The following is a 12,013-nucleotide window of genomic DNA, read 5'->3' on the forward strand; positions in this document are numbered from 1 at the left end:
CCTTACCATAGGCTCCAGTTGCGAAGGTGGGTCTCGTGATTCAAAAGAACTGGCAGGAACTGATTAAGCCGACCAAGCTTGATGTTACTCCGGGTACGGATGCCAGCCGCATCGGTACGATCGTGGCGGAACCGCTGGAGCGCGGTTTTGGTCAGACTCTGGGTAACGCGCTGCGTCGCATTCTGCTGTCGTCGCTCCAGGGTTCGGCGGTTACTGCGATCCAGATTGACGGTGTATTGCACGAATTTTCGTCGATCCCGGGTGTGCGTGAAGATGTCACCGACATCATCCTGAATATCAAGACCATGGGTGTGCGCATGCATGCCGAAGGTCCGAAGAAAATGGCGCTTAAAGCGACTGGTCCGGGTGCTGTCACTGCGGGTCAGATCGAAACCGGTGCCGACATCGAAATCCTTAACCCGGATCTCGAGCTGTGCCATCTTGATGATGGTGCGACGCTGAACATCGAATTTACCGTTGATAACGGTAAAGGCTATGTTGCGGCGACCTCGCATCGTTCGTCGGATGCGCCGATCGGTCTTATTCCGATCGATGCAATCTTCAGCCCGATCCGTAAAGTGGCCTACAAGGTGGAAAACACCCGTGTTGGTCAGGATACCGATTATGACAAGCTGTCGCTGACCGTTGAAACCAACGGTTCGGTCACCCCGGAAGATGCAATGGCACTTGCTGCCCGTATCCTTCAGGACCAGCTGTCGCTGTTCGTCAACTTCGACGAGCCGGAAGCGGTTGTCGAAGAGAAGAAAGAAGACGAACTGCCGTTCAACCGCAATCTGCTGCGCAAGGTCGACGAGCTCGAGCTCTCGGTCCGTTCGGCAAACTGCCTCAAGAACGACAACATCATCTATATCGGTGATCTGGTTCAGAAAACCGAAGCAGAAATGCTTCGTACGCCGAACTTCGGCCGTAAATCGCTGAACGAAATCAAGGATGTTCTGGCGCAGATGGGCCTGCATCTTGGTATGGAAGTCGGCGGTTGGCCGCCGGAAAACATCGAAGAACTGGCGCGTAAGTTCGAAGACCCGTTCTAAGACGGGGCTTCGGCCTTCGGGTCGGTGCTTTTTGACTGACGGGGCAGGCGTTCTGCCCCAACCAGAAACCCGGTTTTCGGAATTTCTGGCGGGCTGGTGCCCAAAACCGCACGTGCATGACCTGATTTAGTCAGGGTGGCGGCGCGGTATCACAATCGGTTTCGTGCGCGAAGCCAAGGCAATAAGGAGAGTTCCTATGCGTCACGGTATGCAAGGCCGTAAGCTTAATCGTACTTCGTCCCATCGTAAGGCGATGTTCTCTAACATGGCGGTTTCGCTGCTCACCCACGAGCAGATCAAAACCACTCTTCCGAAGGCCAAGGATCTTCGCCCGTATGTCGAAAAACTGATTACGCTGGGCAAGCGGGGCGACCTGCATGCACGCCGTCAGGCCATTTCGATCCTGCGTGACGAGAAAGTCGTTGCCAAGCTGTTCGGCGAAATTGCTGATCGCTACAAAGAGCGTTCGGGTGGTTACACCCGCGTTCTGAAGGCTGGCTTCCGTTATGGCGATGCTGCTCCGGTTGCTGTGATCGAACTCGTTGATCGCAACCCGGAAGCCAAAGGCGCGGAAGACCGTGCTCGCCTTGAAGCAGAGGGCGAAGGCGAAGAAGCGTCTGCTGAATAAGCAACGTTTCGGCCTTTAAGATAGAAACGGGCGGTGCCAATGGTGCCGCCCGTTTTCTTTTGGTTTTATCGCGCATTGGGAAATATTTCAAAATTCATCATATTTCCGCCAAGGTTGCGCGTAAATCCTGATCACCCTACTTTCTGTCGGTATCCAGGGTTCTGACCCTGACCCTAACCAGACTGTTTTCCGCGCTGACCCGCTTTACGAAGAAAAGAGAGAGTTCGACGTGCAGGCACGATTGATTGCGACCGTCATGACCGGGATCATGATTGTATCAGGGGCCATGTTTGGCCAGATTGGCGTAGCATCCGCACAGGATCGGCGTCTGCCCGAAAGCCAGACCGAAATAAAGATGTCGCTGTCGCCGCTGGTGAAGCAAACCGCGCCGGCCGTTGTGAACATCTATACCAAAAAGGTCGTCACCACCCAGCAACGAAGCCCGTTTTTCAACGATCCGTTCTTTCGGCAGTTCTTTGGCGAACGGTTTGGCGGTGCGTTTGGTGCCCCGCGCCAGCGGGTTGAACGGTCGCTTGGTTCCGGGGTGATTGTATCGTCGGACGGCACAATCGTGACCAACCATCACGTGATTGATGGTGCCAGCGAGATCCGCGTTGTTTTACATGACAATCGCGAATTCGATGCCGATCTGGTCGGTTCGGACGAACGCACCGACCTGGCTGTTCTGCGTCTGCGTGATGTGAAGGATGAATTGCCGGCCATCACGCTTGGCGATTCTGACGCGGTCGAGGTCGGCGACCTTGTCCTTGCCATAGGCAACCCGTTCGGGGTGGGGCAGACCGTGACCAGCGGCATCGTTTCCGCACTGGCGCGTGCCGGTGTGACCGGGCAGGATTACCAATCCTTTATCCAGACCGATGCCGCGATCAATCCGGGGAACTCCGGCGGGGCGCTTGTTGATATCGATGGCAATCTGATCGGGGTGAATTCGGCAATCTTTACCAAATCGGGCGGGTCAAACGGCATCGGTTTTGCCGTGCCGGTCAATATGGTCAAGGTGGTGATGCGTGGCCTGATCAGTGGCGATCTGCGTCGCCCGTGGCTGGGGGCGGCAGGGCAGTCGGTAACCGCCGATCTGGCGGCGTCGCTTGATCTGGATCGCCCGCATGGTGTTCTGATCAACGAAGTCCGCAATGGTAGCCCGGCGGATCGCGGCGGCCTTAAACCCGGTGATGTGGTGGTTGCGGTGAATGGTCTTCCTGTCGATAACCCCAACGAGCTTAAATTCCGCATCGCAACACTGGAACTTGATCACAATGCCGAGCTTTCCGTGCTGCGCAAGGGGCAGGAAGTGATGCTCCGGATGCCGCTTGAAGTCGCACCCGAACTGCCTGCGCGTGATGAAACCGAGGTCGAAGGCCGCAATCCGTTCAGCGGATCAAAAATCGCCAATGTGAACCCCGCACTTGCCGATGAAATTGGCATTGATACGCTGAGCAACGGTGTCATCGTCCTTGCCGTGCAGCGCGACAGCCTTGCGCGCCGTGCCCGCATTCAACCCGGTGATTATATCGTCGAGGTCAATGGTGTGACGATTGACACCGTGGCCCGCCTGAAGGACGTTATCAAAGCCGGTGAACGCGGTCGTGACTGGTCGATTGCGGTCAAACGCGATGGCAAGGTTCTTACTGCTGAATTCCAGCTTTGATCCTTGTCAGCCAATAGATAGACAGATCCGGGGATCATTCCCCGGTTCTGTCGTTTTTGTCGCTGACAATCGATAGCGGCCGATGGTCGATCTGGCTTTTCATGATGCCGCTGATCTGGCCGTATCGGTTTTAAGAAACATCATCGCCAGACAGCTGAGTAAACCCAGCCCGACGGTCAGAAGCACTGCCCGGACGCCATATCCGTCGATCAGCAATCCGAACAGGAACGGGGCGGCGGCCTGTGCAAAGCGCGACGGTGCCATTAGAAACCCCTGCCGCAGGCCATAGCCAACCGGCCCGAACAGGGCAAGGGGCAAGGTCCCCTTGGCGATGGTCAGGATACCATTGCCCGCTCCATGCAGGCTTGTGAATATCATGCCGACGGGACCGGCAAAAACCAGCAGAAGCGATGCGCCAAGCGGATGGGCAAAGCCTGCTATCCTGGCCGAAATCAGTGGATGCATGCGTTGCAGTACACCGAATTCCAGCAATCGTCCCGCGACCTGTGCCGGGCCGACGAGCGAGGCGGCAATAATCGCATCCGCCGTATCCATCCCCGAAATTTGCAACAATCGCGGCAAATGGGCGGCCATGGCGGTTGCGATAAACCAGCTTGCGGCAAAAATAAATGCCAGCAGGATCATCGGTACGGTGAAATATCCCGGGGTTACCGCCGTATCCGCTTTGACCCTGACATTATCGGGATTGTCAGCAGGGGCCTGGGCTGGTGCGGCATGCTGGCCGTTTCCGGCCGGGATGATCAGGCGGTTTAACGGCAACCCGACAAACAGATGCATCGCCGCCCAGAAAAAGCAGGCAGTACGCCAGCCATATTCGATTTCAAGCCCGGCTGATATCGGCCAGCAGATCGTGCTGGCGAATCCGGCAATCAATGTGATGCCGGTAATCGGCCCGCGTGCACCGCGCCCAAAGATCCCGGCAAGTGTTGCAAAGGCCGCCTCGTAAAGTCCCATCGCCATACCGGCCCCGATGATGAGCCACGCCATGCACATGGCGATCATACCGTTCGACAGGCCAAGCAAACCAAGGCCAAGCGCGAAGACAAGGCTTGAAACCGTCAGGATATTGCGCCCGCCAAACCGGTCGATCCGCGCACCTGCCATCGGGCCCAGAAGGGCCGCAACCACAAGTGCCAGCGAAAAGGCACCAAACGCCCAGCCGGTCGGAATGCCGAATTCCTCTGCCATTGGGGCGGACAGAATGGCCGGCAGATAAAGTGTCGATCCGAACCCCAGTGTTTGTGCGCTGCCAAGGGCGATAATGATCGGCAATTTTTTGGGGGCTTTGGTCATGGTTTGATGCCTCGATCATCGAGGTATGATGACCTGAAAAAAGGGCTACTCACAGCATGCCTTTCCCTGTGGTTGGGGGACCGGGGTGGTGGAGGATGCCGTGCGGGTCTGGGTTGCATCCCGGCTGGCAAGGATATGCTGGGTCACATCCATCCATGCCTCGGTCGCGACCCGGAATGCATCGCGCCCCTTGTTGGTCAGTTCGTAAACCTTGCGCTGACGGCCCTGAACGACTTCGGGGTGTGATGTCAGGTATCCACCGGCCTCGAATTCGTTCAGAACCGGATAGACGGTTCCTTCGGAAGGGGAACAGCAGCCATTGGTGGTTTTTTCGACGGCCTGAACGACCTCGTAGCCATGCATCGGCTTGCGATGCAAAACGCACAGCACGAAAAACTTCGACAAGGACATTTTGATTGTGCCCTGCCAATAGGAACGGTCAGTATAATCGGCAATCTGTTTCACGTCGGTGTTTCCGGCTGGTTTGACGGCGCGAACGGTATACCTCGATGGTCGAGGTGTCAATATTCTTGCCTTATCGCTATAAACCGGTCGATGTTCGTGATAAGTTCCGCGCAAAACCGGTCGCAAGATAATAATAGGAACATCTGCCCGATATGGCGTCACTGTTTGAAAGTCAGGCATCCCGGCCCTTGGCCGACAGGCTGCGTCCGGCCAAGCTGGATGAGGTTGTCGGACAGGGGCATCTGTTCGGGGATGAGGGACCGATTACGCGCATGATCAATACCGGGCGTGTGCCATCGGTCATTCTTTGGGGGCCGCCGGGCTGCGGTAAAACGACGCTGGCGCGCCTGATGGCCGATGTTGCCGATATGGCGTTCGAGCCCTTGTCGGCGATCTTTTCCGGGGTGGCGGACCTTCGCAAGGTGTTTGACCGGGCACGCGGGCGGCGGGCAACCGGGGCATCAACCCTTTTGTTCATTGATGAAATCCACCGTTTCAACAAGGCACAACAGGACAGCTTCCTGCCGTTTGTTGAAGACGGCACCATTACCCTGATCGGGGCGACAACCGAAAACCCCTCGTTCGAGCTGAACGCGGCGTTGCTGTCGCGCTGTCAGGTGCTGGTGCTTAAACGCCTCGATGATCAGGGGCTTGAAGAGCTTCTGGTGCGTGCGGAAAAGGAAATGGGGTTCGAGCTGCCCCTGTCGCCCGAAGCACGGGTGACGTTGCGCGCCATGGCCGATGGGGATGGCCGTTATTTGCTGAACCTTGCCGAAGAGCTGTTTTTGCTGCCGCCCAGTGACGATGGGCCGCTTGGCGTTGCCGAACTGTCGCGTACCGTGCAAAAGCGCATGCCGCTTTATGACAAGGGCGATGACAGTCATTATAACCTGATCAGTGCGCTGCATAAATCGGTGCGCGGGTCGGACCCGGATGCGGCCCTGTACTGGTTTAATCGGATGCTGGCCGGGGGCGAGGACCCGAAATTCGTCGCGCGCCGCATCACCCGCATGGCGGTCGAGGATATCGGACTTGCCGATCCGCAGGCGCAGCAGATTTGTGTTGGCGCGTGGGAGGCGTATGAACGCCTTGGCAGTCCCGAAGGCGAACTGGCGCTGGCGCAGGCGGTGATCTATCTGGCGCTGGCGCCCAAATCAAATGCCGGTTATGCCGCCTATAAACGATCATTGAAGGTCGCGCGTGATACCGGGTCGCTGATGCCGCCTGCCCATATCCTCAATGCGCCGACCAAGCTGATGAAGGATATCGGCTATGGCAGTGGCTATGCCTATGACCATGATCAGGAAGATGGTTTTTCCGGGCAGAATTATTTTCCCGATGGCATGCGCCGCCAGAATTTTTACGAACCGGTCGAACGCGGTTTTGAACGTGATTTGAAAAAGCGGGTCGACTATTTCGATAAATTACGCCGGGAACGTCAAAAGCAGCGCGGCGAAGACTAACCGGCAGGTGTGTTGTTCTCTTTTGGTCAACAATCTGGTGAAAAGACATCGGATAATCATCGTCATGGAAACTGTTAAAGTCGGGGTAACAGAAACAAACCCGGACTTGGAGAATTCACATGACTTCGATCCTGCATATCAATGCCTCGGTTAACGGCGAAAATTCCAATTCGCGTCAGATCGCATCAAAGCTGATCGAACGTATTGTTGCCGCAACTCCGGCTGCCAATGTTGTTGAACGTGACCTGAACGACAAATCGATCCCGGCCCTGACCGGCGAGATTGTCGGCGCGTTCTATACCCCGGCTGAAAACCGTACCGAGGCACAGAAAGACGTGATCGCCGTTTCCGACAAACTGGTTGCCGAGCTTCAGGCATCCGACGTCGTTGTGATCGGTGCGCCGATGTATAATTTCTCGGTCCCGTCGACGCTTAAGGCCTGGGTTGACCTGATCGCCCGTGTCGGTGTGACCTTCAACTACACTGAAAATGGCCCGAAAGGCCTGCTTGAAGGCAAGAAAGCCTATATCGTTGTTGCCACCGGAGGTGTTCCGGTCAACAGCCCGGCCGATTTCGCGACCCCGTATCTGAAACAGGTTCTTGGTTTCGTCGGTATTTCCGATATTGACGTTATCGATGCATCCGGTTTCGCGGTAAACGCTGAAGAAGCCATGGAACGTGCGATTGCCAATGTGGCTGCTGCACCGCTTCCGACGGCGGCATAACGCTTACGGCCTGTTGCATTGCCCGCGGGAAATCGATCATCGCAATCCACCCCCCCCGTTGCGGTCCATTGGTTTCCCAAAAATGCCCGAACGAGCATCTCGTTTGGGCATTTTCGTATTTGTTAACTTGACGAATTACAGGAATTAACCGGTATTTAGGGAGTCTTGCGTTACAGCAGGGCACGCAAAACGGGAACGGGGAATTTTTGTGAAACGCGTAGCGATTGTACTGGCATGGCTTCTGTTTGTCGGCGGACTGACATTTGCCGTAATCCGTTTCAGCGGATTGCTCGACAGTATGTTGATGGCAGATGAGCCGGCAGACATCAGTCTGGGACCGGATATCGACCTGCCGCAATCACCGACCTATTTCCTGGTCTGCCCGCCGGATGCCTGCCCATCGACCGATCGCAACGTGCCAAGCCCGGTATTCGATGCATCGCCCGATACCGTCGCAACCGCCTTGCAGGCAACCGCGGGCGCACAAGGCATGAAACTTGTCGAGGGGAATGGATTGGCGCTTGAATTGCGCTTCCTTGCCCGGACGCCTGTTTTCCGTTTTCCCGACTGGGTTGATGTCAAGGTCATTCCCGGTGAAAATGGCGGCAGCCGCGTTTTTGCCTATTCCCGATCCGTCTATGGCAGTGACGATTTCGGCCAGAATGAAAAACGCCTGAAATCATGGATGGCGGCAACCGTCGCCCTGATTGGCCGGCAGGCCGCGCCGCAGAACTGATTGTTCGTTTGCGACGGGGCTTGGTTGGTGTACCGGAATGCGACCCGCCCATGATGTTTTCACACGTGACTTTTCAGAACTGAAAGACTAGGTTCCGCGCCATGCAATTTTCACCGTTGTTTATCGCATCCATCGCATTGGGCGGGGCTATCGGGGCGGTTGCCCGATATGGTGTTTCGGCCCTGATGGGCGCGACACTTGGTCATGGATTTCCATGGGGGACTTTGACGGTCAATATCGTCGGCTCCTTCCTGATGGGACTTCTGATCGAGCTTTCGGCGGTCAAGCTGTCGCTCAGTCCTGAAATGCGGGCCTTCCTTGTGACCGGCTTTCTGGGGGCGTTTACAACGTTTTCGACTTTTTCGCTCGATGTCGCGACCTTATATGAACGCGGTAATATCGGCCTTTCGGGCCTTTATGTCGCGGTTTCGGTCTGCGTTGGCATCGCAGCATTGTTCGGCGCAATCGCGCTGGTAAGGGGAGTTCTGCAATGAGTGGCGTCACTCTGCGCAAGGTTAAGAATGACGAAGCCGAAATGCGGCTGGATCGCTGGTTCAAACGGAACTGCCCGGAATTTACCTTTGGGCAGGTTCAGAAGTTCCTGCGGGGTGGTCAGATCCGTGTTGATGGCAAACGTGCCAAGGCCGGTCAGCGCCTTGAGCCCGGTCAGGAAGTCCGTGTTCCGCCCGCGCCGGTCATGTCGGGCGGAGGTATGGGGCCATGGGCGGAGGGCAATTACGATGCGGCCAATGCGGCCCAGCATGTAAAATCCGGCCCGGCCAAATCGAACGCGACCGAGGAAGAACTTCAGGCGCTGCGCGATTCCGTCATTTTCTATGACGAAGTGGTTCTGGCGATCAACAAGCCCGCCGGTCTGGCGGTGCAGGGCGGGACCAATACCGACCTTCATGTTGATGGCATGCTTGATGCGTTAAAGCTTGATAGCAAGGAACGCCCGAAACTGGTGCATCGTCTTGATAAGGACACCAGCGGCGTGCTGTTGCTTGCACGGTCGGCATCGGCGGCCAATGCCCTGACCAAGGCATTCAAGGACAAGACCACGCGGAAATTGTACTGGGCGATTGTATCGGGTGCGCCCGATGAACGCGAAGGTCTGATTGATGCCCCGCTTGCCAAACATGGCGGCAAGGGCGGTGAAAAGATGGTCATCGACGAAAAAGAAGGCAAATCCGCCCAGACGATCTATCGCCAGTTGGCGCGCGCCGGACGTCGTGCGGCGTGGCTTGCCCTGTCGCCGCTGACCGGTCGTACCCACCAGCTGCGCGCGCATTGCCAGGCAATGGAATGCCCGATCCTTGGCGATGGTAAATATGGCGGGGCCAAAGCGTTTCTTGATGGACTGTCAAACCAGATGCATCTGCATGCGCGCGCGATTGACTTTCCCCATCCGGTGACCGGCCATCGCGTCGTGATCGAAGCCCCGGTGCCCGAACATTTCAGCGCAACCATCAAAGCGCTGAACTTTGATCCGAAAACGCCGACCAAATTCCTGACGCCGGAAATCCACCGGGAAAAGGAAATCAAACCGAAACCCAAGGCAAAGCCGTCCCGGTTGCGTAAAAGATAACGGATGCGGTCAGTGTCCGAAACGCGAAAAGCCGACGCAGTGCGTCGGCTTTTTCGTCCCTGTCAACGGCGTTGATGACAATCGATCTTTAAGGGCGCGCGACCATTTTGTCGAAGCGGTTGATAAACGCATCATGAACCCGGCGCAGATGTTGGGCGTGGACCGTATTTCCCGTACGTTCGCACATTTCCGCCTGGCTTTTGATCATAATAGCAATCCGTTTGCGCCCCCGTGGGGTGTGCACCATGCTTTCGCCTTCCTCAAGGGCGGTCAGAAGGGGGATGTGTTCACACTCGGCAATCGCGAGGATTTCCTCCTCGCTCAGATCGCTAAAATCGATGCAGTCCCGCAGTGTGAGCATGTTCAGCCTCCGCAGTTTGCGTGCTAACAGAATCATCCTAACCCTACCTTGGGGTGTTCGGAAGTGTGTTTAAATTTACCATTGGTTTCCATTGCTTGCCGCAGAGCAAAAAATGCGTCGACTTTGCATGGGCTAGAGACTCGATCTTTGGCGGACTTTGGAATAATCTCCGCCGCGATATGAACAGAACTGGATGACTTTTGATGGCGAACGATCCGCTCAGGCTTGTGGTATTTGATTGTGACGGTACGCTGGTTGATAGCCAGCATGCGATTGCGCATTGCATGGATCATGCCTTTGCCGCACATGACCTTGATTGCCCCGGCCTTGAAAAGACACGTACCATCATCGGTCTGAGCCTGCCTGAAGCGATCCGCAAGCTTGCCGCACCGGGCATGATCGATGACGCAATTATTGAAGGCGTCACCGCGGCCTATAAGGCGGCATTCTTTGAATTGCGCCAGACCCCGGATTTTTACGAGCCGCTTTTCCCCGGTGTGCGCGAAATGCTGGCCGCACTGGATACGCGCAACTGGCTTTTGGGGGTTGCGACGGGCAAGGCGCGCCGCGGTCTTGATGCCGTTCTGGCGCGCAACGCACTTGAAGGCCGGTTCGTTACCCTTCAGACATGCGACAATCATCCGAGCAAACCCCATCCGTCGATGTTGCACGCCGCCATGGATGAAACCGGCGTGGATGCGCCCAATGCGGTGATCATTGGCGATACCGCCTATGATATCGAAATGGGCCGGGCGGCGGGGATGCTGTCGATTGGTGTCAGTTGGGGCTATCACGATATTGAAACGCTGAACAATGCCGGGGCGCATGCCGTGATTGATCATTTCGATCAGCTGCCCGGATTGCTGGAAACCATGTGGGGAACTGGCCGCGATGCTGCCTGAAGCCGATCACAAAGATGACGACCTGAAACCGATCCGGGTGGAAATCACCGTTCCGGTCGAACCGGAATACGCGTTCGAGGCATTCACCAATGGCTTTGGCAATTGGTGGCCGACCGACAGCCATTCGCTGGCGCGTGAAAACTGCAAATCGGTCGAAATCAATCCGGGCCTTGGCGGCAAGATTGTCGAGCATGCCAAGGGCCGCGATCCGGTGGTCTGGGGCACTGTCGATATCTGGCAGGCAGGCGAACATGTTGCCTTTACCTGGCATCCGGGCTGGGAAGAAGGGGCCTATACCCGCATCAGTGTCACGTTCGAACAGAATGCCTTTGGCCGCTGTGTGATCCGGCTCAAGCATTGGGACTGGCAAAATCTGGGCGAAATCGCCCCGATGGTCCGCGACGGATACGAAAGCGGCTGGAAATATGTTTTCGAACAGTGCTTTGCCAATTACCTGACGGCCAAGCGGCACTGACTGTTTTTAAAGCAGGCCATATTCCATCAAATCACGGCGCAGGCGGATCGGATCGCGGAACCAGTGGGTGGCAAAGCCCATTTCACGCGCCTGCTGGATATTCTTTTCGCTGTCATCGATAAACAGGGTTTCGCGCGGATCAAGCTTGAACCGCGCGGCGGTCAGATCGAAAATCTGCGGGTCGGGCTTGGCCAGTTTTTCCTGCCCCGATACCAGAATGCCTTCGAAATGGCTTAGGAAACCGAACCGTTCAATCGCATGCGGCCAGGTATCCGCCGACCAGTTGGTCAGGGCAAACAAACGCACATTGCCGCGTGATTTCAGTTCTTCAAGGATGTGAACGGTGCGGTCAATCGACCCCTTCATCATTTCCGGCCAGCGGTCCATCCATGCCGCGATCTGATCGCTATATTCCGGATAGCGATGCTGAAGATCGGGGATCGATTTGGCAAAGCGAAGCGCACCCTTGTCATGCAGGAAATTCCAGTGCGGATGACAGATTTCTGTCAGGAAACGTTCCATTTCGGCATCATCTTTGAAAATCTTGCGATACAGATGCCGTGGATCCCAATCGACCAGAACGCCGCCCAGATCAAAAAGAACCGTTTCGATAGTACGCATGATTTCCTCGGATG

The 12,013-nt window shown here is 56.2% G+C and carries 14 protein-coding genes; 10 read left to right on the forward strand and 4 right to left on the reverse strand.

Annotated features, from left to right (window positions below; all coding sequences use genetic code 11):
* The first annotated feature begins 35 nt into the window (after positions 1-35).
* From ABIE64_RS02185 to ABIE64_RS02195, 3 genes are all read left to right on the forward strand, one after another.
* Complete coding sequence (locus tag ABIE64_RS02185) at positions 36-1,052, forward strand: DNA-directed RNA polymerase subunit alpha (RefSeq protein ID WP_007091483.1); 1,017 nt, start codon at positions 36-38, stop codon at positions 1,050-1,052.
* Between the two features lie 196 nt (positions 1,053-1,248).
* Positions 1,249-1,680: a 50S ribosomal protein L17 gene (gene rplQ, locus ABIE64_RS02190; RefSeq protein WP_007091482.1), complete on the forward strand. Its 432-nt coding sequence runs from the start codon at positions 1,249-1,251 to the stop codon at positions 1,678-1,680.
* Between the two features lie 229 nt (positions 1,681-1,909).
* Positions 1,910-3,349, forward strand: a complete 1,440-nt coding sequence (locus tag ABIE64_RS02195) for a DegQ family serine endoprotease (protein WP_354376505.1) — start codon at positions 1,910-1,912, stop codon at positions 3,347-3,349.
* Between the two features lie 99 nt (positions 3,350-3,448).
* On the opposite strand, the gene ABIE64_RS02200 is transcribed toward ABIE64_RS02195, so the two are convergent.
* Both ABIE64_RS02200 and ABIE64_RS02205 read right to left on the reverse strand, forming a co-directional pair.
* Entirely contained in the window at positions 3,449-4,663 is a 1,215-nt protein-coding gene (locus tag ABIE64_RS02200) for an MFS transporter (RefSeq protein ID WP_354376506.1), read from the reverse strand.
* A gap of 45 nt (positions 4,664-4,708) precedes the next feature.
* The gene (locus tag ABIE64_RS02205; protein ID WP_007091479.1) at positions 4,709-5,128 is read right to left on the reverse strand and encodes a PadR family transcriptional regulator; all 420 of its coding nucleotides are present in this window, start codon (positions 5,126-5,128) and stop codon (positions 4,709-4,711) included.
* 152 nt (positions 5,129-5,280) lie between these two features.
* On the opposite strand from ABIE64_RS02205, the gene ABIE64_RS02210 reads away from it, so the two are divergent.
* The 5 genes from ABIE64_RS02210 to ABIE64_RS02230 all read left to right on the forward strand — a co-directional run bounded on the left by ABIE64_RS02210 (position 5,281) and on the right by ABIE64_RS02230 (position 9,640).
* Positions 5,281-6,591: a replication-associated recombination protein A gene (locus tag ABIE64_RS02210; RefSeq protein ID WP_037990961.1), complete on the forward strand. Its 1,311-nt coding sequence runs from the start codon at positions 5,281-5,283 to the stop codon at positions 6,589-6,591.
* A gap of 119 nt (positions 6,592-6,710) precedes the next feature.
* Complete coding sequence (locus ABIE64_RS02215; protein ID WP_007091477.1) at positions 6,711-7,316, forward strand: FMN-dependent NADH-azoreductase; 606 nt, start codon at positions 6,711-6,713, stop codon at positions 7,314-7,316.
* A gap of 208 nt (positions 7,317-7,524) precedes the next feature.
* On the forward strand, positions 7,525-8,052 hold the full coding sequence (locus tag ABIE64_RS02220) for a DUF1499 domain-containing protein (RefSeq protein WP_051682309.1): 528 nt from the start codon (positions 7,525-7,527) through the stop codon (positions 8,050-8,052).
* A 101-nt stretch (positions 8,053-8,153) separates the two neighbouring features.
* Positions 8,154-8,546, forward strand: a complete 393-nt coding sequence (gene crcB / locus ABIE64_RS02225; protein ID WP_007091475.1) for a fluoride efflux transporter CrcB — start codon at positions 8,154-8,156, stop codon at positions 8,544-8,546.
* Positions 8,543-9,640, forward strand: a complete 1,098-nt coding sequence (locus ABIE64_RS02230; RefSeq protein WP_037990960.1) for an RluA family pseudouridine synthase — start codon at positions 8,543-8,545, stop codon at positions 9,638-9,640. Before crcB ends, ABIE64_RS02230 begins: the two co-directional genes overlap by 4 nt.
* A gap of 88 nt (positions 9,641-9,728) precedes the next feature.
* On the opposite strand, the gene ABIE64_RS02235 is transcribed toward ABIE64_RS02230, so the two are convergent.
* Positions 9,729-10,001: a hypothetical protein gene (locus ABIE64_RS02235; protein ID WP_007091473.1), complete on the reverse strand. Its 273-nt coding sequence runs from the start codon at positions 9,999-10,001 to the stop codon at positions 9,729-9,731.
* A 203-nt stretch (positions 10,002-10,204) separates the two neighbouring features.
* Between ABIE64_RS02235 and ABIE64_RS02240 the strand changes: the two genes are divergently transcribed.
* The gene (locus tag ABIE64_RS02240; protein WP_341363606.1) at positions 10,205-10,903 is read left to right on the forward strand and encodes an HAD-IA family hydrolase; all 699 of its coding nucleotides are present in this window, start codon (positions 10,205-10,207) and stop codon (positions 10,901-10,903) included.
* Positions 10,893-11,378, forward strand: a complete 486-nt coding sequence (locus tag ABIE64_RS02245) for an SRPBCC domain-containing protein (protein WP_354376507.1) — start codon at positions 10,893-10,895, stop codon at positions 11,376-11,378. Before ABIE64_RS02240 ends, ABIE64_RS02245 begins: the two co-directional genes overlap by 11 nt.
* Before the next feature lie 6 nt (positions 11,379-11,384).
* Here ABIE64_RS02245 and ABIE64_RS02250 read toward each other — a convergent pair whose 3' ends face one another.
* Entirely contained in the window at positions 11,385-11,999 is a 615-nt protein-coding gene (locus ABIE64_RS02250; protein WP_037990956.1) for an HAD family hydrolase, read from the reverse strand.
* Positions 12,000-12,013 lie beyond the last annotated feature (14 nt).

Source organism: Thalassospira sp. MBR-102 (assembly GCF_040549275.1).
Taxonomy (GTDB): Bacteria; Pseudomonadota; Alphaproteobacteria; order Rhodospirillales; family Thalassospiraceae; genus Thalassospira; species Thalassospira xiamenensis.